Source organism: Pseudidiomarina andamanensis (assembly GCF_009734345.1).
GTDB lineage: Bacteria > Pseudomonadota > Gammaproteobacteria > Enterobacterales > Alteromonadaceae > Pseudidiomarina > Pseudidiomarina andamanensis.
In genome coordinates, this window is the sequence record NZ_CP032551.1 from 959,525 (window position 1) to 981,453 (window position 21,929).

The window sequence follows — 21,929 nt, forward strand, 5'->3', positions numbered from 1 at the left end:
GGTTTTACTTCACTAAGCCGATTTCGCGGAGACGCTCCATCAAATAATCATGCGAACTGATTGGTTCAAAACGATTCGGATTCTCTTCCGAAATACAGCTCTCCAACGGCGTGATCATCACGTCTGGGTTGAAGTGCAAGAAGAACGGAATCGAATAACGTGATTTGTGACTGTATGGCGCTGGCGGGTTGACCACGCGGTGGGTCGTTGATGGCAACACACCATTGGTTAAACGCTGTAGCATATCGCCAACATTACAGATAATAGCGCCTTCAATGATAGTTACCGGAATCCAAGAGCCATCTTTGGCAAGTACTTCTAGGCCTGGCTCACGCGAACCGACTAGTAGTGTCAATACGTTAATGTCTTCGTGAGCGCCAGCGCGCACTGACGGTGTTCCTTCGTCGATAATTGGTGGGTAGTGAAGTGGGCGTAAAATTGAGTTGCCTAAGTTCACTTTATCGTTAAAGAAATCACGTGGCTGTTTTAAGTAAACAGCTAAAGCTTCCAAAACCCGAAGGCCCAAAGCATCTAACGCGTCATATAGCTTCAAAATTTTGGCTTTGAATTCTGGCAATTCTTGTGGCCATACATTCGGTGTGAGTTGCGGGAACGGTGGTTCACCATCAATTTCACGCCCCACATGCCAAAACTCTTTTAAATCAACGTGCTTCGCGTCTTTCGCAATTTCAGTACCAAATGGCGTATAGCCGCGCGCACCGCCACCACCCGGAATGTGATACTGCTTTTTCACGTCTTCAGGAAGCGCAAATAATTCGCGGCAGATATCCAACGCATTATCAATCAACTGCTGGTCAATACCATGCTTGGTTAATGCAACAAAACCATTGGTTTCATAGCCTTCACCAACGTGTTGTGCGAAAGCATCAAAGTTTTGGCCATACAAGCTCATATCAATATGCGGAATGGATTTCATGAAACGTTTTTCCTAGGGAATGAAGATATCAAAATAGGCGTATATGCTAAGGATTTTAGCCTGTCTAGACAAGGGTAAATCTTGCGTAAACCGCCTTTTGCTTACAATCTTAAGTTGCTACCGTAATTTGCAGATTCTAGCAAAAAGTGAGGTAAATCACGATGAAATTGCAACACAGTGTTCTTTCTGTCGCATTATTGACCGCTGGTCTTGCTCTGGCAGGTACCGCAAGTGCACAAACGCAACAAAATCAGACCCAACACCAAGGCTATGCAGCCTACAATTATTTCGGTGTCGGTGTTGCTGATCATGACGGCGGCGACAGCATTGTCGTTGAAGGTTCTTACGAATTCAAATCGCCATATTTCGTGAGCGGTTACTATCGCAATTTTGATAATGATGCGGGCAGTAGCAGTGACGCATTAAGCATTAAACTCGGTCGCTATTTCTGGCTAAGCAGCGGCTTGACAGCAGATGTTGGCGTACGTGCCGGTCATGTTGATTTCGGCTCTGTCGATAGCAACTTCTGGGGCGTTGAGGGTAACTTGCGTCAACGCATTGACCAATTTGAATTTTATGGCGGTATTGGTTGGATCGACTACACCGACGCTGGCAGTGATAATCAATACCAATTTGGTGTGAATTATTACATCGATTCAAACCTATCGGTTGGTGTGGGCTATCAAGATAGTGAATATGGTGATGGTGTTCGCTTCCGCGGTAGTTATCACTTTTAATTAAATGCGCTATGCTGTGGCACATTGATGATCGTTTTGGAGATTCGTTGTGCCGCAGCTTCCTAGCTTTATTCAAATGTATCGCGAACTCGTCGCGATTCCTTCAGTATCCTGCCTCGACCCAAGTTGGGATACCAGTAACAAGCCCGTTATCGACAAACTGGCAACATGGCTCGAATGTCTCGGCTTTCAAATCGATATTCATGAACTAGACCACCAGGCTGGTAAATTTAATCTGCTTGCGCATTATATTCCCGAAGGCGCTGAATCTGGCGGCTTAATGTTGGCTGGACACACCGATACAGTGCCATGGGATGAAGGCCGCTGGACACAAGACCCATTTAAACTACGTGAAGACAACGGTCGCTTATATGGGCTAGGCACAGCTGATATGAAGGGCTTTTTTGCATTCGTGATTGAGGCATTGCGCAGCACTGACCTCCGCCAATTGAAAAAGCCATTGTATATTCTTGCCACCGCCGATGAAGAAACCACCATGGCAGGCGCCCGCGAACTTGACGCTTTTGGTCACTTGAAGCCTGATTTTGCAGTGATTGGCGAACCAACCTCGATGACCCCAGTGGTTACCCACAAAGGTCACATGACCGAAGCCGTGCGTATCACGGGTAAGTCAGGGCACAGCTCAAATCCTGCGGCTGGTATCAACGCCATTGAAATCATGCATGATGTCATAACTGAGCTGCGTGGCATTCAAAAAGAATTCCAACAGCGTTATCACGACGATGCATTCGAAGTACCCTACCCAACACTAAACTTCGGTGCCATTCATGGCGGTGACGCCGCGAATCGTATCTGTGCGTGCTGCGAGCTACATATCGATATGCGCCCGCTACCTGGTATGAATATTAGTGAGCTTTATGGTCTGATTGATCATCGTTTAGCTGAGGTGAAAGCGCGCTACCCCGGGGCTGTGTGCCTTGAGCACATGCATGAACCGGTACCCGGCTATCGCTGCGACAAAGATGCTGAAATTGTTCGGTTAGCAAGTGAGTTAACGGGTAATGCCGCACAACCGGCGAACTATTGCACCGAGGCTCCGTTTGTGCAAGCACTCGGCTGTCAAACTATCGTCATGGGCCCAGGCAATATTGCGCAGGCGCATCAACCTGATGAATTTATCCAAATAGATGAAATTGCGCCCGCACAAAATCAGCTACGGGCCCTTATTCGTCAGGTGTGCATGTAGCCGCGATCATTCGAGCCACGGGGCCAAAGCTTTTCCGATGAACCGGACATGGCCCGTGCTCCGCTAAAGCCTCTAAATGAGCTTTTGTTGGATACGCCTTGTGTTTGGCGAAATCATAGTGTGGATAGAGCTCATGCCACGCAAGCATTTGCCGGTCTCGCTCGACTTTCGCCAAAATAGATGCAGCACCAATACAAGCTTCAAGCGCATCACCACCAACAATAGCCTCAGCTGGCACGTTCAGTTGAGGCAGCTTGTTACCATCAACCAGTACTTTTTCCGGTTGTACTGGCAATGCCTCGACAGCACGCTTCATCGCCAATAATGACGCCTGCAAAATATTAATGGCATCAATTTCATCGGCATCGCACTGTGCAATCGCCCAATACAGCGCTTTTTCTTTTATTTCAGCACTCAAGGCTTCGCGTTTTTTCTCAGACAACTTCTTCGAATCATTAATGCCTTCAATTGGGTTATTCGGGTCTAGAATAACCGCCGCAGCCACCACGGGTCCTGCGATTGGCCCACGGCCTGCTTCATCTGTTCCACAAATCATGCTTTTCGTCTTGTTGTTGCCGGTTGATGCGGTATGATACTTTCGTCTCATACATAATAACAATACAACAAGGGGTTTCCACATGAGTGATTCTTACGAATCATCGACTTTTCTCAATCGCTTGCTGGATAAGGTTGAAAAAGTCGGTAACAAACTTCCTGATCCAGCGGTGATGTTTTTTGGTCTTTTAATCATCGTATGGGTTTTCAGCTATCTGCTTTCTGGCATTGAATTTGATGCTGTTCATCCGCTTACTGGCGAAAATGTTGGCATTACAAATTTGCTGGCTGGTGACCAAATGGCGAATTTCTTAGCCAATATGGTTGGCACCTTCATGGGCTTCGCCCCTTTAGGAGTTGTGCTTGTAGCGATGTTAGGTGTCGGGGTTGCTGAGCGAAGTGGCTTTATTAACGTTGCTATAAAATTGATGCTCAATGTCACGCCGAAAATGTTATTAACCCCGGTACTGATTCTTGTAGCTATCGTGAGTCATACCGCGGTTGACGCTGGTTATGTTCTGGTGATTCCATTAGGCGGTGTGATTTTCTATGCTGCCGGTCGTCACCCATTAGCGGGTATTGCGGCCGCATTTGCCGGTGTTTCCGGTGGTTTCAGTGCCAACTTCGTACCTTCAGCAATTGATCCGTTGCTACAAGGTTTTACACAAAGCGCAGCACAAATTCTTGACCCAGCAATTCAACTCAATCCGTTGAATAACTACTTCTTTACTGCTGCTTCAGCAATTGTTGTCGTGATTGTCGGTTGGTACCTCACAGACCGTGTTATTGAACCACGCTTGCAGCGCACGGCAACTATTGATGGCGACCAAGAAGACATGCCGGCGCTTGATGATGTGACGCCTCGTGATCGTAAAGCGTTCTATGCTGGTGTTTTAACTATGGTGGCGGGACTTGTTGGTTTGTATTTCGCTGCTTCGGCCGAAAATACGCCACTTGCTGATGCTACTGGCGAGCTTGCATCATTTACAGCACCGCTCATGCAAATGATCGTGCCACTTATCTTCTTACTATTTATCATTCCAGGCATCGTGCATGGTTTCATTTCTGGTAGCTTCAAGAGCTCACAAGATGTCATTAAGGCTATGTCGAAATCAATGGAAGATATGGCTTATTATATGGTCATGGCATTTTTCTGTGCCTTGTTCATTAAAGCCTTCGGTGATTCAAACCTCGGTACCCTGTTGTCCATTAAAGGCGCGCAGTTCTTAAGCTCGCTGCAATTGAGCGGCGGCGTAACCATGGTGGGTATGATTATCTTAGTGGCATTCATCAACCTGTTTATTGGTTCCGCGTCTGCTAAATGGGCGTTGATTTCACCAATTTTCGTACCAATGCTGATGCAGTTGGGTTACTCACCTGATTTGACCCAAGCTGCGTACCGCGTCGGTGACTCAATTAGTAATATCATCACGCCATTGTTGCCATACTTCCCGTTAGTGGTGTTGTATTGCCAGCGTTACGTTAAAGGCACGGGCATCGGCTCACTGGTCGCTATGATGTTGCCATTTACAATGACGTTGCTGGTGGTGTGGTCAGCCTTTTTAATTATCTATTGGATGATTGGTATTCCGCTTGGTTTCCAAGCAAACTACGTGTACCCAGCAGGCTAACCAATGCGTTACTTCCAAGGTAAAACCGTTTGGTTAACCGGTGCCTCTTCTGGCATCGGTTTAGCCATGGCACAACAGCTGGCTGAGGCTGGCGCTCATTTGATTCTTACCTCACGTCGTCAGGATGCGCTTGAGCAAGTTCGACAGTCATTGGCTCATCCTGAACGTCATCAAGTTCTGGCACTGGATTTGAGCCAGCCCGAGCAGGCCGCGGCAATGGCCAAGGATACGCTGGGTGACCAAATGATTGATATCTTGATTAACAACGCAGGCGTGTCGCAACGATCGTTGATACTAGAAACCGATATGTCGGTATATCGACAATTGATGGAAATTGATTATTTCGGCGTGATTGCGCTGACCAAACTGGTGTTACCACGCATGGTAGAACGCCGTGCCGGACAAATTGTGACAGTCTCAAGTGTGGCGGGCAAAGTCGGAACAAAACTTCGCAGCGGCTATAACGGGGCTAAGTTTGGGGTCATTGGTTTCATGGATTCATTGCGGGCAGAAATGGCGCAGTATGGCTTAACGGTCACTTCAATATTACCTGGCTTTATCAATACGCAGGTCGCTCATAATTCATTAACCGGTGATGGCTCAGCACTTGGCCATGAAGACCCAGATAATGCCGGTGGTATTTCAGCCGAAGCCTGTGCGCGCAAATCGCTTGAAGCAATCGCCGCGAAAAAAGCAGAAGTGGTTGTCGGTTCAGGGCTTTCCAAACTCGCACCGTTTCTACAACGCTTTTTCCCTGGTCTGGTGCGACGAATGATTGCTAACCGGTAACAATACGGTTACGCCCCTGCTCTTTTGCTGTATACAGAGCTCTGTCCGCATTTTTTAACAGCTGTGCAGAGCTCTCTTCATCACTTAATTCTGTAGCACCAATGCTGACCGTAATCTTCGCTTGTTCAAACTTTTCTATGTGCATATTTTCAGTTGCGCGACGAATCCGTTCGAGTACTACAAGAGCATCAGCCAGAGGCGTTTGTGGGAAGATGATTGCAAATTCCTCACCACCCCAACGCGCCACACTATCCACTTCTCGAATTTGTTGCTCCAGTAGACGCGAAACATGTTGCAGCACCACATCACCGCCTGTATGTAAGTAAGTGTCATTAATTTTCTTGAAGTAATCAATATCAATGAGTGCAACGGTAAGCGGCGTTTCATAGCGTCGACTATTTCGTAATTCATCTTCAAGCTGCTGGTCAAATGCACGTCGATTCGCTAGACCCGTTAGGGTATCTTGCATCGCCATTGCTTCAAGTTCTTGCGTTTTTTTCTGAACTAAACGCTGCAATCGGCGTTTTGTTCCTTGCAGCGAGCGAATACGAATGTGGATGCTCAAACTTAACAACAAAATCAGCGTAATTGAGAAAACAAACCAAAACCAAGGGCGCTGATAAAAGAAAGCTTGCTTCTCAAGTACAATTGAAGTGACCGTTGACCATTCTCCCCCCGGGTAACGACTTCGTACCATAAATGTATATTTTCCCGGTGATAACGCCGTGTATGCGGTTTCTAATTGATTACCACGATCAATCCAGTGACTATCATATCCTTCCAGCCGAACTTGATACTGCAACGATTCAGGCATGTGATAGCCAAGCGTCACGTAACGAAATTCGGTTCTCGTATTATCCGCTGGAATCAGTTTAGTTGCATGAATTTCGCCTGTATCAATCGTTACCGACTCAATCACTGGCGCTGGCGATACCTTGCGATAATCATCAACCAGTTGCGGATTAATCGTCACGACACCTAGCGCTGACGCAAACCACAACGAACCTTGCTGATCGATAACCGAAGCCGGTCCGCCGGTAGTTAACTGACGACTCACCATGCCATCCACTTCGGTAAATAATTGATAGTTGATGGTTTTGCGATTATCCATCATCCACGTTTTTAAATCGTCTTTTGTAATTCGAACAATGCCGCGAGCACCCCCTAGCCACAGATTATCGTTTTTATCGAAGTTGATTGTGAAGGTTTTATCAAATGGCAGACCATTTCGTCGCGATAACCAATGCCAATCGTCCGTTTCTAAAGATCGAGTCAACATGCCATGATCGGTTGCGAACCAAATACGATTATTGTGAAATGTTCCAGAAAATATGTTGCTAGCCCCAGTAAATGAAGCTAAATCAATCGGTTTTGGCTGCCACTGAAACTCTCCGACGGGACGAAGGTAAGTTAATGAAAGCGTCGAACTCACCCATAAGGCACCGGCACTATCCATGGTAATTGACGAGACAAAATCTGCTGCCATGCCATCGGCAGTGCTGTAATGACGAACAATCTCAAACGCGTCGCTACGTACTCGAATTAAATACAGCCCGCGCGCCGTTCCGACAAGCAGTAAGTTCGTCGATTCAATGGGTAGTACCACCCGTATTTCATTGCTCGAAAAGCCAGTCTTACGACTTAATTGCGCGGTGACTTTACCATCAGTTAGCTTTAAAAGTCCGTCGGTATAGGTACCGACATAGATGACCCCGCTTTCTCCATGGGCAATACTTAATACCGATAACGCTTCAAGCAGCGGATCGCCACGCAAAGCTTTAAATACTGTGCCCTGCTCTGACTCATTTACCTGATGACTAATTCCGTCATTGGTTCCCACCCAAATACGCCCGTCTCTATCGGTATTCACTGAACGTGCATAGGCACCTTTCACTCCGTGATGAGGGGTAAAACTACGAAACAGCGCCTCACGCAACTGCACCAAACCACCGTGGGTGCCAATCCATAGTGTGTCTTCTTGATCACGGTAGATATCGAGAACGTGTGAGTTGGGTAAGCCATTCTCGACACTAAGCCAATCTTCCGAATCATGACACAAACGCCCTAAACCTCGGGTGAACGTGCCAATAATTAAACAACCATCGGATGCCTCAGTAAGCGCTGTAACTCGGTCTTTCATGGCTACAGGCCAAGGCAAAAACTCATCTGAATTCGGCAACTGATAAAACAAGCCATCGTCGTTTGCGACAATAAATGTGCCGTTATCGAGTAACGTCATGGCACGTACTTGTGCTGGTGATACGGATTCAACCGGGACAAACGAATCGGTTTGATTATTGTAATAAGCTAACCCCCGGCGCGTTCCAACATAGAGTCGTGTTCGTTGATTAGGCGCTGCCGTTATAAATATTCGAAACGAAAAATTTGTTGGTAAACCGTGGGCTGCCGTGTAATGAATTGGCCGCTGCTGCTCAGCGATTCGATAAACACCATTCGCGGTTGCGGCCCAAGTGGCACCGCTTGCATCGCGCACTGTATCGAAGACAAAATTATCGCCAACAATGGTTGGATTCCACTGTTCGTTAATATGGCTAACGATGCTCCCGCGCGGGCCACTAAATACCAACTCGTCGTCACTCGGGTTATACGCGACGCTTAAAGCTCCAGCTTCGCGCATTTTGGTCACGTTGGTATCGTCAAATATCTTGAACGTCCGTCCATTATATCGAACAGGTCCTTCCCACGTGGCAAGCCAGAGGTAACCTTGATTTGACTGGGTGATGCGATTGACTGAGTTATGCGGTAATCCGTCGCGCGTATTCCAACTGCGCAACGCATATTGATTTAATGGTGTCGACTTACTTTCGAGTGATTTGCTAAGAGGAAGTGATTCAGCGAGTGCCGGTGAAACTGCACTTAGTAAGGCGATTACGCAGAGTAAACCGAAACGCCATAAGTGCATTGCCCACACTCCCTGTTAATTGTTGTTAGCACCCGTTATAAGTTACTCTCATTTAGAACTCATCGAACGGGACTGTCACCAGTTCTTCTAATGCTGGTTTTGCTAGATAATACCCTTGGAACAAATGAATACCAAGTTCTAACAAACAATCTAACTCATTTTTACTTTCTATTCCTTCAGCTAAAATTTGAGTTCCTTGTAAATTGCATACCTTAACAACGTCTCGCACGACATTTTGTTTTTCATGGCACTGATCAATGTCACGGATCAGTTGCATATCTAATTTCAAAATATCAGGACGTAGATCGGTTAGCCAGTCCATTCGCGAAAAGCCTGAACCATAATCATCAATCGCAGTTTTAAATCCACGCTTTGAATAACTGCTGAATATACGTTGCAAATGGTTTTTATCAATTATTTGCTCGCCTTCCGTTACTTCGAATATCAGCTTTGTCATGTCAAATTTATACATATCCGCGGCTTCAATTGTCGCTTTAATACAAGTTTCGGGGTTATAAACAGCATTCGGCAAGAAATTGATGTTTAAAAACGTATCACATCCTAAGCGCGCGGCAGTTTCAATTGCCTTCACACGACAAGCTTGATCAAAGTAGTAACGATTATCTTCATTTATTCGCTCAAAGACCCATCCTGCGCCCTGACCTTCAGGGCCGCGAACAAGGGCTTCATACGATACAATATGCTGCTTATGCCAATCAACAATCGGCTGAAAAGCCATACGAATCTCGAAACCAAGTGATTGACCACTTAAACAATCTCGGCAGGTTTGTTGTTTAATCGAATCAGGAAAGTCCATAGTTGCCTTTACGTTATTTTTAACCGAATACTTAGTTATCGTCACTTATACGACTAGCTTTAGGAATTTAGTTTAATCGGGCAATAAAAAAGGTCAGCAACAAGCTGACCTTCTTATAGACATAACCTGATTTGAATGTTCAGTTACTTCATGTGCACTAACATACTGGTAGGATCTTCTAAAAATTCCTGCCAGCGTTTGTTAAAGCGAGCAATAGTTCCGCCATCAATAATGCGGTGGTCACCCGACCAGCTTGCTGTCATGATCTTACGCGCCACAACGTTGCCATTGGCATCAAAGCGCGGTAGTTCTTGCACTTTGCCTAGGGCGACAATCGCCGCTTCTGGTTTATTGATGATTGGCGTTGCAACCGTGCCGCCAATGACCCCGATATTCGAGATGGAAATGGTGCCACCTTTCATATCTTCTTGCGCCACGCGACCTTCACGGGCCGCTTGGGTTAAGCGAGTCACTTCTTCAGCAACTTCAATGATGCTCTTGTTCTGTACTTGTTTCACATTGGGTACTAATAAACCAATCTTGGTATCTACTGCCATACCAATGTTATGGTCGTCATAGTAAGTGATTTCAGTGCAATCATCATTGACCTGCGCGTTCATCACAGGGAATTCTTTCAACGCAAGCGACAAGGCTTTGATGAAGAACGGCATCATGGTGATGCGGATACCTTCATCGGCATAACGTTCTTTCAACTGCTTCTGCAGCGCCATCACGTTGGTCAAATCAAATTCGTCGGCATACGTGAAGTGCGGTATAGTGCTGACCGACTTCATCATTTGCTTAGCCATGGCCGCTTTCACGCCACGAATTGGCTCGACGTGCGTACCGCCAGCTTTCGCTACTTGAGCTGTGCCAGTGTTCGCGGCTGCTGTCGATGCCGCCGCTGGGCTCGCATGGTCACCCTTCGCAAACGCCTCAACGTCTTCTTTCATCACGCGACCTTTGGCGCCAGAACCCGATACCTGACTAATATCGACATCTAGCTCGCGGGCACGACGACGAACTGCAGGGCTAGCAATTGCTTTACCTTGGCGTGCTGCAGCTGGTGCTTCGACACTGCCAGCTTTCGGTTTAGCACTTGTCGCTGTTGATTCTTGCTGACTCGAAGCTGCGGGTGCTGATTGATCCGCATTCGAAGCGGAGGCGCTGCCAGCGACACGAATCGCAAACAACGGCTCGTGCACCTTGGCAATATCGCCTTGTTTATAATAAAGCTTCTCAACAACACCGTTTTCTTTAGCAGGAATTTGTACCAGCGCCTTATCGGTCATCACATCAACCACAGGCTGATCTTCTTCAATGGTATCGCCTTCTTTTACCTGCCATTCAACAATTTCACACTCAACAATACCTTCGCCGATATCCGGCAGAATAAAGTCAGTAACTGTGCTACCTGAGTCACTTTGCTTAGGAGCGGCCTCTTGCTTCGGCTCGGCTGCAACCGGTTTATTCTCAGAACTAGAGTCACCGCTGTCGATTGCGAATAACGGCTCATGCACCTTGGCAATATCACCTTTTTCGTAATAAAGCTTCGCAACAACGCCATCTTCTTTGGCTGGAATTTGTACTAGAGCTTTATCAGTCATCACATCAACCACTGGCTGATCTTCTTTAATGCTGTCGCCTTCTTTAACCAACCACTCGACGATTTCGCACTCGACAATACCTTCGCCGATGTCTGGTAAGATAAAATCTTTACTCATATCAAAGGCCTCTTAGTAAGTCATCGAAGCTTTAATCGCTTCGTATACTTTCAGGTGATCCACAAAGTATTCTTTTTCGTGGCTTAACGGGTATGGCGTGTCTAAACCACAAACGCGAGCAATTGGCGATTCCAGGTACAAGAAACATTCGTCTTGAATGGTTGCCGCCACTTCGCTGGCAAAGCCACCGGTAATTGGTGCTTCTTGGGTAATGACTAAGCGACCTGTTTTACGCACTGATTCAGCAACGGTTTCAACGTCCCACGGGAGGATGCTAACTAAGTCGATCACTTCACAATCGATACCATCTTTCGCAGCCATTTCAGCCGCTTTTTCGGCCATTTCAACCTGCGCACCCCAAGCTAATACGGTAATATCTTTACCTTCTTTCACCACATCAGCTTTGCCAAGTTCAAGGGTATATTCTTCTTCTGGTACTTCACCGACCGACGCGCGATAAAGACGCTTCGGTTCCATAAACAACACAGGGTTCTTGTCAAAAATAGCGCTTAGCAACAAACCTTTTGCCATATATGGATTACGTGGCATCACAATCTTCAAGCCCGGTGTATGGGCAAAATAGGCTTCTGGTGATTGTGAATGGTAATGACCACCGGCAATACCACCGCCGTAAGGAGTACGAATGGTTAAGCCACCAACATTAAACTCATCACCTGAACGATAACGGAACTTTGCTGATTCATTCACAATTTGGTCGAACGCTGGGAAGATATAATCACCGAATTGAATTTCAGCAACCGCATAACTACCTTGCGATGCTAAACCGTTAGCGAAACCTAAAATACCCTGCTCAACCAACGGCGTATTAAAGTTGCGGTGACGACCGTACTTCTCGGTTAAACCAGAAGTTGCGCGGAACACCCCGCCAAACGCACCGGTATCTTCACCAAAGCTATAAACTTTGTCACTTTTCGCCATGGCGATATCAAGCGCATTGTTGATGGCTTGTAAAAGATTCATCTTGGCCATTATTTGTCACCCCCATCAATACGCGACGCAGTTTTCGGATAAGCTTCCGGATATTTGCGAATATGCGCTTTCAGCGCCTCAAGTTGTTTCTTGAGATGCTTCGGTGGCGTGTCATAAACGTCTTCGATAATCTCATCGATGTGCGGCACAGGCACAGTTTCAGCCGACTTCAATGCCGCCAATACTGCTGCCTTTTTCTCATCATAGTTCTTCTGTGCTTCGTCTTCGCTAATCCAAGCTTGGTTCTGTAACCATTTTTGGAAACGTACAACCGGGTCTTTTGCACGCCACGCATCTTCTTCTTCGCGGGTACGATATCCGGTAGGGTCGTCCGAGGTTGAGTGTCCCGCCATACGGTAACTCATACCTTCAATCAGTACAGGCTCATTTTCTTCAACCGCTAATTGACGTGCCAATTGCGTAGCTTTGTACACAGCAAATAGATCGTTACCATCGACGCGAATCGTCTTCATACCATAAGCAACACCGCGCGGTGCAATACCGTCACCGGCATACTGCTCGCCCTGTGAAGGCGTTGAAATGGCATAACCATTGTTACGGCAGAAGAAAATCGCTGGCACTTTATAAACCGCAGCCATATTTAATGCTGCGTGGAAGTCGCCTTCAGAGGCTGCGCCTTCACCAAAGTAACAAATGGTACAGTTGCCTGATTTATCCATCTTCTGGCCATAAGCATAACCCGTTGCTTGAGGAATTTGAGTCGCTAATGGCGACGCAATGGTCATAAAGTTCAACTCTGCACAACCATAGTGAACCGGCATTTGACGGCCTTTACCTAGGTCGCGCTCGTTCGAGAATAGCTGATTCATGAACTGCTCTACGGTAAAGCCACGAAACGCTAACGCGCCCTGCTCACGGTATTGGCCCATGATCATGTCGTCGTCACTTAGTGCCGCTGCTGAACCGATACTGGCAGCCTCCTCACCCAACGACGACAAATAAAAGCTAATCCGACCTTGGCGTTGCGCTGCAATCATGCGCTCGTCCAAAATACGGATAAATTGCATCGTGTCGAAAATCTTAAGAGCGAGCTCTTTGTCCATTTCTGGCTGCTCTGCACCTTTGCGAATGGTACCGTCCTCAGCGAGGATCTGTAGCATTGGAATCTTCAACGCCGAACCGTCAATAAACTGCGGTTTGGTCACGATGTCCAGCTGATGTTGTTTATCTTTCGCCATAACTTTCTCGTTCTAAGAAAAATTGCGCACACTTTACCTTTACGTCAACTGACATGCAAACAAGGTGCGTCATAAAAAGTTAAAAATCAGACCAGTTTCAAATTCTCAACTGGCATAGGTACAACGGTCAGTAAAGCGCGCTGTCCGAGTGCTACTTTGGCATTGGGGAAAATGATCCGTTCCCCTGACTGCTCTACTGTATATTCATTCTCGCCATCAACCGCCAACAGGTGCCCCAGCTCAAACTCGGTAAAATTCGCGACGTCATCGGCAAAATTTAGTCGGAAATCTTCAGCCGTGCGATCGATAGAACGGCTTACGTCATAAACGTGATGACGGTTGCTATCAAACTGAGGAAGTTCCAATTCACTTGTACTGATAAGTTTACGAAACATCGTGTCAGCATCAGCAAATCGGTTCATATCATTTTCGCCAAATGGACGAACTTTGCCCAATTCGACGGTAAACGCATCAGCATTGTGCTCGCGAACACTGTAGTAGCTGAAGGTCGTGGTCGGTGCTTGATTCAATAAAATAGTATCAACGCCGCACTCAGCTAAAAATGTCAGTTGTTCTCTCTTATATGGGCCGCCATGGGTAAATGGGTACACCGCAAATTTCTCGTGAGCTGAATCTCGAATCGCCGTGTGCAAATCATAGTGATAACGGCGCTCTTGTTTAAAAAAACGAGACACATACTGTTCAAGTTTAGCCGCGCGACGGTGCTCAGGCGTATCGCCTTTAGCATGAGCGCCGCTAAACAATCGGTTCATATTCACATCAATAAACCGCGTGCCGTTAACTATAGCCGCGGGGTTGGCAATAAGGAACAGCGTGCGATGTTGTACCTGTAACTTTCCGGCAAGGATGTCTCTAACCATGTCACGCACTATTTCAATGGGCGCTGTTTCGTCACCGTGTACTGCGCATGAAAAGATAACGTCTTTATTGCCAGGTTGATCGGGTTCCACCGCAATAACCCCTGCGTCCCAAAACTCAACTCGAGAGGTTTCGGTACGTAATGACGTGCCGACCAGCGATTCCCCCTCATAAGGGCCAAGTACGTCTGGCAAATCTGGCAAAGCTTGCCCTGTGGCTTCGAAATAACTCGCAATCGTCCACTTCAATACATCGAGTGTCACTGTGATTCTCCATTTTCTTTGATCGGGCCTGGCTCCCACCCTTTTGTCGCGAGCAAGGCTCTGAGTACTTTTGAGCGATATTCACGTCGATACAACACTGCCACGACAACTGCCGTCGATGCGATAAACAAGTATGGGTGAATAAACCAACATAAGTACGCTAGCGCAAAATAATACGAACGCAGTCCATTGTTATATTCATGGCCAGCTTGATCGATGACTTTGGCTGCTTGTCGAGCAAAAATCTCTCGTTGTTCATCAGTAAATTCGGTGGAGCGATATTGTGGCGCTGCCCCCATAAGCACTGAGACAAATCCAAACTGCCGAATCGACCAAGTAAATTTAAAGAAGGCAAATACGAACAATAGCGACAGCACGGCGAGTTTAAATTGCACTTTGTCTGGTGCCGTATCAGCGGTGTACGGAATTGAATGAAGCACTTCAACCACTTTGTCAGCCGACGCTAATAACGTTAGTACACCAGCTAGTACCAGAACAGTTGATGACGCAAAGAATGTGACCGTACGCTCCACGTTCCCGAGCAACGCCGCATCAGCAATTTGGTGCTCTTTTCGGGTGAGTGTGCGCATCCAATCAATGCGCAGTTGACGCAAAATGTGAGACAGACTGTAGGTTGTGCGAGCTCGCAATCGTGCAAATTGGGTGTAGATAACCCAGACAGACACAAAAAACACCAATGCGACGATGTCAATAAGCGCCAAGTTCATGCATGACCTTCCTGTGACTAACTGCTAGCAGCACAATTGCTGCTAGCATCTATTAGTGTAAGGTCAATAGTTTAACATTATGTGACGGAATTTTGTTGTTCTGATTTCGGTTCTGGGGGCTTGGTCAGACCATACCAGCTCAACATAGTCTTCACGCCACGACGCGTGTCGTTCAGAATCAAATACAAGCACGGTACCAGTAATAACGTAATGACCGTTGCAAATAGAATACCGAAGGCTAATGAGATGGCCATTGGAATAACCAGCTGAGCTTGCATACTCTTCTCAAGCACAATCGGTGCAAGACCGAAAAACGTTGTTAATGAGGTCAAAATAATCGCACGGAAGCGTGCAACCCCAGCCTCACTGACGGCTTTTCGCAAACTCTCACCATCCGCTCTGGCGCGGTTAACATAATCAACCATTACCAGTGAATCGTTCACCACAACCCCAGCCAGCGCAATAATTCCGAACAAGCTCAGAATGGAAATTGGCATACCCAAAATCCAATGGCCAACTACCGCGCCAATCATGCCAAATGGTATCACCGACATGATAATCAACGGCTGACTATATGATTTCAATGGAATTGCCATTAATGCGTAAATAGCAAATAGTGCCAACATAAATCCAAGCGCCAGTGAATTGGTCGCTTCGGCTTCATCTTGTGATGCGCCTTCAAGTTGGAATCCTACCGAAGGATAGCGATCAAGAATCGGCTGAATTTTGCCCTCACGAACCTGTCGCACGATATCAAACGGCTGCACTTTCTCTTTATCGACACGAGCACGCACGTTTACTGAGCGCTCTCGATTAATACGAGTAATGGTGTTGTAGCCTTTCGCGAAACGTACATCCGCTAACTCGGTAAACGGAATTAATGAACCTTCAGCTGTACGCAGTTTCATATCTTCAAGGTTACCAACTGACTGACGCTCTGACAGTGGATAACGCACCATGACTTTCACTTCTTCATCATCGCGCTGAATACGCTGCGCTTCCGCACCGTAGAAAGCGTAACGAACCTGGCTCGCTAACTCTTGCAACGTAATTCCCATAGCCGTAGCTAAAGGCTTCAGTTCAAGAATAATTTCGTCGTTACCTTCACCAAAGGTATCTTCAATGTCAAAAACACCGTCGAATTGGGCAAGATCTTGCTTCAATAAAGTTGCGGCTGCGGCAAGTTCTTCAAGGTTTTCACCGGTTAGCTGAAACTCAACGTCAAAACCACCGCCGCCGCCAATACTTCCTTGGAAGTTTAGCGCTTTCACGCCAGCAATTTCGGGGGTCGATTCACGCCAATTATTGATAATCGCAAACCCATCAAGGTTACGATCTTCGCCCTTTTCAAGCTCAGCGAAAACGGTGCCGCTAGTGGTTCCATTCATCCACACGTTGATATGTTTGATAATGTTTTCGCCATCATCTTGCTCAGCTTTTTTATCCACATCAAGCAACGCTTGCTCAACTGTCTGCAACGTGCGAATAGTTGACTCTTCAGAAGCGCCAGGTTGCATCGTTACATTGGCTTGAATGAAGTCGCTTGGAATATTTGGGAAGAATACCCAGCGCACTGTACCACCGGCGATTAAACCAATCGAAAGAATAAACAAGCCGATAAAAGCAGCGAGCGTGGTATAACGATAATGTAGGCACTTCTTCAAGAACGGTTGATAGTAAGTCTTAGCAAAATAGAGCAAACCATTAGAAATCTTGTTACGGACACGCTGGAAGCCATTTTGCTTCTCATTACCGCCTTTGGAGAATTTCATGTGTGCAATGTGGGCCGGCAGAATAAACTTTGATTCAACCAGTGAGAACGCCAGACATAGAATAACAACCCACGCAATAGATTCCCAAATGGCGCCCATGCCACCTTCAACCATGAGCATCGGAATAAACGCCACCATGGTGGTGAGTACACCAAACGTCGCCGGCATGGCCACTTTCTTCGCTCCAATCACCACGTTATCAATTGATTTACCGTTCTTTTCAATCTCAGAATAGGCACTTTCCCCAATAACAATGGCGTCATCGACCACTATCCCCAGCACCAATATAAAGCCAAACAGTGAAATCATATTGATTGATATATCAAACATGGGGAGTGGCATCAGTGCGATGGTACCTAAGAAACACAAAGGAATACCAATCATGACCCAAAATGCCAAGCGTAGCTGCAAGAATAACGCCAGCATAATAAACACAAGCGCACCACCAAAAAGCATGTTGTCGATCATTAAATCGAGTCGACCCTGGAGGTAATACGATGAATCACCCCAGTGCGCGATTTGAACTTCCGGAGGAAGTTCTTTTTGCTTGCGATCAATGTAACTCTTTACCAACTCTGCAGTTCTTAAATCATTTTGGTCGCCAACTGAGTCAACACGCACAAAAGTCGACATTTTACCGTCAAATTGTGTGAACCGACGACGCTCAATAAACGCGTCTTGTACGGTTGCGATGTCACCCAAAGTCAAACGAGTGCCGTCTGGCCGTTTGATCAAAACAATTTTTTCAAACTCATTACCAACATAGGCTTGGTTATTTGCGCGTAGCAAAATATCGCCGTTTGGCGTGCGAATTGAACCACCGGCAACATCCAACGACGTACCTCGGATGGCTGTGACAATATCTTGGAAGGTCAAGTTATAACGTTGTAAGTCAGCTTCTGAAATTTCCACCGAAATCTCATAATCGCGTGCACCGACCACTTCAACTTTGGTAATGCCGCCAATATCTTTAATATCGTCTCGAATTTGTTTGGCGAGCTCTTTTTGCGTGGCTTCATTCACATCGCCGAATACACTAATCCAAATCACTTGGCGCTGCGGGCGGATTCGGTAGATATTTGGCTTTTCAATTTGTTGCGGGAAGCTAGGAATTGCATCAACGAGCATTTTTATCTCGTCCATGACAACCTGAACGTCGTACCCACTTTCGACTTCAATTGAAACCGAGCCGTTGCCTTCACGGGCAGTTGAAGTAACCCGCTCAATACCATTCACGTCTTCAATAGCATCTTCAATTCGAACTAATACGCCTTGTTCTACTTCTTGCGGCGCAGCGCCCGGGAACGGTACCTGAATACTGATAATATTCAGCTCGATTTCAGGGAACATTTGCTTACGCACCTGCCCCACCATGAAAATACCGGTAATAATAATCAGTGCCATCAATAGGTTGGCGGCAACTGAGTTATTGGCCCACCAAGCAATAATGCCCTTTTTCGGATCGATATCGTACTTACTCATTGTCGTTACCTGCTACAACTTCAGCCGGCTGCTCTTTGGTTTCTTGCTGCTTGATGATTGGGTCGCCCGGAATACGCACTTTCATGCTTGGTAGCGCATTCGATAACTGCGTTAGAACGATTAAATCGCCGTTATCTAAACCTTCGTTAATGACAACATGCTGCGCTTCTGATCGTACGATATTGACGTCACGTTGCTCTAAACGTCGGTCCTCACCAACAACCCAAAGCGTGTTGTTAATTGAAAGTGCATAGCGCGGCACTTGGAATACCTGTTGAGCCTCGATGCCGTCAATCACTAACTCGACAAAACGACCGAACCGTAGAGGTACAGGATGACGATCTGATTTTAAGTTATACGGGTCTTCTACTTCCACAACGCCATAAATCACGCGGCTATTTTGATCAAGTACACCTTCGCTACGAACGAGTTTGCCGTGCCAAGTATATTTCACCCCAGCAACATCACTGGTTAATGCAACATGTGGATAAGCCCCATCATGATTCGCTTCAGGAAGATCAATATAAGCTAAGTCACGGTCACTCAACGGCACACGTACTTCTGCAATTTCTGAGCCGTAAAGCGCACCAACCTGCGTATTCATTGTGACAAACTGGCCAATATCGACGTTTTTATTCTGCAGAATGCCATCGTAAGGAGCACGAATCACTGTTCTATCTAAATCACGTTGTGCTTTCGCAACGCCCGCTTCAGCTGACTGAACAGCAGCAACCGCACTAGCGACCTGAGGCTCACGAATACCTAACGCTGGAATCTCACCCATTTGTAGTGATTCCCACTCGTCTTTTGCGACTTTCGCTCGAGCGCTTTCCTCTGCTAAGGCTGCCTTAGCTTGCGCCAGTGATGCTTTAGCACTTTGCAATGCAACACGATAATCAGCAGGGTCGATACGAACAATCACATCGCCTTTATTAAAAAAGCCACCATTTTCAAAGTTGTCCGATATTTCGATAATTTGACCACTGACTTGGGTAACCAAATTGGTCATATGCTTTGGTCTAACGTTACCTTGGCCTTTAACTTGGAAACGGATATTTTCAGCCTTTGCTTCGACCACCTCTACCAATACTGGCGGTCGCTCATTGCTTCGCTGCGGTGGTTTCGGGCGTAGTGCCGTCATTAAAATCAACAATAGAATTGCGACAATTAAAATGAGAGGGGGTAATAGTGCGCGTTTCTTAAAGGCCATAACATCCCAGTTCCGTAAGTTAAAATTCTTAAATAAATTTCTTAGCGTATAGTATGACTAAAACTGACCAAAGCCGTTAGTAACAATGTGTTAGCAGTTGTAAACGAAACCGAATAATTACGCTTAACCGTTCAACAAATAACTTTCGCCAGCTTCAATTGCGCGAGGACCTCCAGATAACAACACAATGTCATCTTGCAATAGTTCAAAATCACCATGAACTTCGGTGAACTCTTGTTCACCTCGACGCACAGATTTGATTTGAAGATTCAAATCATCTAACCCTAAATCAATCAGTTTTTTGCCACACGCAAATGCATTTTTAGGTAGTGCTACCGCGTGAAGAAATTGGAGACGATCCAGTTTTTCAGGATCCATATCCGTCGTCTCACCAGGATAAAATCCGTGCATATCGCCATAATGTGAGCGACGCGCATGATCTAGTCGGGAAAGTATTTTCCGAATGGGCACACCAGAGCGGCTTAGAATTTGTGAAACTAACATGAGGCTTGCTTCTAACGTATCGGGCACAACTTGGGTAGCACCAGCTTCCATCATTGCTTTGAGGCGCATATCGTCCCGGCTTCGAACAATAATTTCGGCATGTTCATTCAGATTCCGTATCGCCTTAAGAACATCTAGCGCCCGCTCATCATCGGCAAAACTAATGATGATCAGCTCAGCCTCGTCAGCGTGCACTGCTCGTAAAATATCGCGACGAACAGCATTACCAAAAAACACTTTTTGGCCGCCGGCAACCGCTTCTTGGACGCGCTTGGCATCGTGATCAATCGCCAAATAATCAATCCCTTCGTTATTCAAAAATCGAGCTATGGTTTGCCCAACGCGACCGAACCCTAAAATCAATACACGGGAATGCTCGTCGGTAGGATGTGGCAAATTGTCTTCATCATGTTGAGTTATTGGTCGAATGATATAGCTGACAAGTGATTTGCAGCGCTGAATCATGAGTGGTGTTAGCGCCATACCAAACACACCAACACCAACCAAAATAGAAGCTGTGGTTGCATCAAAAAGCTCAAAACTTAATGCCAGCGACGCTAATACAAAACCGAATTCACCCATTTGGAATAACATTAAACCAGAGCCCCAGGCGTCTTCTTTGCGCTCCCCCATGAATCCGGCTAGCACTCGTACAATGACCAACTTAATTAAACCAACACCTAGTACAATTCCTATTATCCAATGGAGATTGGCGATGAACACATCAAGATCAAGTTGCATACCAACCGTGCTAAAGAACAAGCCCATTAAAATGTCGCGAAACGGCCGAATATCTGCTTCCAATTGGTGCTTATATTTACTCTCACCTAACATCATGCCGGCTAAAAATGCGCCTAACGCCATTGATAAGCCAAACAAGTGCGTCATACCACCAGCAACTAACGCAACGAGCAAGGTCGCCAATACGAATAATTCGTCTGTTCTTAGCTTTGCAATTTCTCGAAACACGTGCGGTAGCACCCACTTGCCAATGGCCATAAGCACTAACACCACCGCTGTTCCTTTCAATAAGGCATAGCCAAGGCTTTCCCACATCGAAATGTCACTACTTGATGCAAGTAGAGGAATAATGATCAACATGGGGACAACAGCAATGTCTTGGAAGAGCAAAACCGCGACGGTCATTTGCCCTTTCTTTGAGGTAAGTTGAGATGATTCGCCTAGCTGCTTGATAACCACGGCGGTTGACGAAAGTGCCAACGTACAACCGATAATAAATGCGCTGACCCAATCGTCTACAAAATAAACCGCAAGCAAAGCAAATAAAGCGGTACAGAGCACAACCTGCCCTGCACCCAAGCCAAACACTTGGTTTCGCATCGCAATCATTTTGGGAAGTGAAAACTCGAGACCAAGTGAAAAAAGAAGCAGCACAATGCCAAGTTCAGCAACAAAGTGGTATTCGTCGGGGTCGGCAATCCATGCCATGACATCAGGGCCCGCGATAATTCCAGCGGTTAAGTAAGCTAATATTGCTGGTAGTTTCACTTTTCGAAACGCCCAAACCAATACAACAGCTATGGCTAATAACAGCAGAATATCAGTAAATCCGCTATTCACA

At 46.4% G+C, this 21,929-nt stretch carries 16 protein-coding genes; 4 read left to right on the forward strand and 12 right to left on the reverse strand.

Going from position 1 to position 21,929, the window contains the following annotated elements; all coding sequences use genetic code 11:
- Positions 1–4 precede the first annotated feature (4 nt).
- Entirely contained in the window at positions 5–937 is a 933-nt protein-coding gene (locus tag D3795_RS04630) for an isopenicillin N synthase family dioxygenase (RefSeq protein ID WP_156266659.1), read from the reverse strand.
- 161 nt (positions 938–1,098) lie between these two features.
- Between D3795_RS04630 and D3795_RS04635 the strand changes: the two genes are divergently transcribed.
- Together D3795_RS04635 and argE are read left to right on the forward strand one after the other, a co-directional pair.
- On the forward strand, positions 1,099–1,674 hold the full coding sequence (locus D3795_RS04635) for a hypothetical protein (protein WP_156266661.1): 576 nt from the start codon (positions 1,099–1,101) through the stop codon (positions 1,672–1,674).
- A 76-nt stretch (positions 1,675–1,750) separates the two neighbouring features.
- Complete coding sequence (gene argE, locus D3795_RS04640; protein ID WP_375294525.1) at positions 1,751–2,881, forward strand: acetylornithine deacetylase; 1,131 nt, start codon at positions 1,751–1,753, stop codon at positions 2,879–2,881.
- On the opposite strand, the gene rnhB is transcribed toward argE, so the two are convergent.
- Positions 2,859–3,488 carry a ribonuclease HII gene (rnhB, locus tag D3795_RS04645; RefSeq protein ID WP_375294518.1) on the reverse strand — a complete coding sequence of 210 codons (630 nt, stop codon included), beginning with the start codon at positions 3,486–3,488 and terminating at the stop codon, positions 2,859–2,861. The two genes, argE and rnhB, sit on opposite strands and share 23 nt — an antisense overlap.
- A 31-nt stretch (positions 3,489–3,519) precedes the next feature.
- Between rnhB and D3795_RS04650 the strand changes: the two genes are divergently transcribed.
- Complete coding sequence (locus tag D3795_RS04650; protein ID WP_156266667.1) at positions 3,520–5,067, forward strand: AbgT family transporter; 1,548 nt, start codon at positions 3,520–3,522, stop codon at positions 5,065–5,067.
- Between the two features lie 3 nt (positions 5,068–5,070).
- Complete coding sequence (locus D3795_RS04655; protein WP_156266669.1) at positions 5,071–5,856, forward strand: SDR family oxidoreductase; 786 nt, start codon at positions 5,071–5,073, stop codon at positions 5,854–5,856.
- Here the strand turns inward: D3795_RS04655 and D3795_RS04660 are convergent.
- The 10 genes from D3795_RS04660 to D3795_RS04705 form a co-directional block, all read right to left on the reverse strand.
- Entirely contained in the window at positions 5,846–8,779 is a 2,934-nt protein-coding gene (locus D3795_RS04660; RefSeq protein ID WP_156266670.1) for a ligand-binding sensor domain-containing diguanylate cyclase, read from the reverse strand. The two genes, D3795_RS04655 and D3795_RS04660, sit on opposite strands and share 11 nt — an antisense overlap.
- A 52-nt stretch (positions 8,780–8,831) precedes the next feature.
- Positions 8,832–9,596, reverse strand: a complete 765-nt coding sequence (locus D3795_RS04665; RefSeq protein WP_156266672.1) for an EAL domain-containing protein — start codon at positions 9,594–9,596, stop codon at positions 8,832–8,834.
- A gap of 143 nt (positions 9,597–9,739) precedes the next feature.
- The gene (locus D3795_RS04670) at positions 9,740–11,320 is read right to left on the reverse strand and encodes a dihydrolipoyllysine-residue acetyltransferase (protein WP_156266674.1); all 1,581 of its coding nucleotides are present in this window, start codon (positions 11,318–11,320) and stop codon (positions 9,740–9,742) included.
- Between the two features lie 12 nt (positions 11,321–11,332).
- Entirely contained in the window at positions 11,333–12,310 is a 978-nt protein-coding gene (locus D3795_RS04675) for an alpha-ketoacid dehydrogenase subunit beta (RefSeq protein WP_156266676.1), read from the reverse strand.
- Entirely contained in the window at positions 12,310–13,509 is a 1,200-nt protein-coding gene (locus tag D3795_RS04680) for a thiamine pyrophosphate-dependent dehydrogenase E1 component subunit alpha (RefSeq protein ID WP_156266678.1), read from the reverse strand. The genes D3795_RS04675 and D3795_RS04680 overlap by 1 nt, the downstream gene beginning before the upstream one ends.
- 86 nt (positions 13,510–13,595) lie before the next feature.
- On the reverse strand, positions 13,596–14,546 hold the full coding sequence (astE, locus tag D3795_RS04685) for a succinylglutamate desuccinylase (RefSeq protein WP_310942410.1): 951 nt from the start codon (positions 14,544–14,546) through the stop codon (positions 13,596–13,598).
- A 101-nt stretch (positions 14,547–14,647) separates the two neighbouring features.
- Positions 14,648–15,379: a DUF599 domain-containing protein gene (locus D3795_RS04690; RefSeq protein WP_156266680.1), complete on the reverse strand. Its 732-nt coding sequence runs from the start codon at positions 15,377–15,379 to the stop codon at positions 14,648–14,650.
- A gap of 77 nt (positions 15,380–15,456) precedes the next feature.
- Complete coding sequence (locus D3795_RS04695; RefSeq protein ID WP_156266682.1) at positions 15,457–18,633, reverse strand: efflux RND transporter permease subunit; 3,177 nt, start codon at positions 18,631–18,633, stop codon at positions 15,457–15,459.
- Complete coding sequence (locus tag D3795_RS04700; RefSeq protein WP_156266684.1) at positions 18,626–19,843, reverse strand: efflux RND transporter periplasmic adaptor subunit; 1,218 nt, start codon at positions 19,841–19,843, stop codon at positions 18,626–18,628. Before D3795_RS04700 ends, D3795_RS04695 begins: the two co-directional genes overlap by 8 nt.
- 123 nt (positions 19,844–19,966) lie before the next feature.
- Entirely contained in the window at positions 19,967–21,928 is a 1,962-nt protein-coding gene (locus D3795_RS04705; RefSeq protein ID WP_156266686.1) for a monovalent cation:proton antiporter-2 (CPA2) family protein, read from the reverse strand.
- Between the last annotated feature and the right edge of the window lies 1 nt (position 21,929).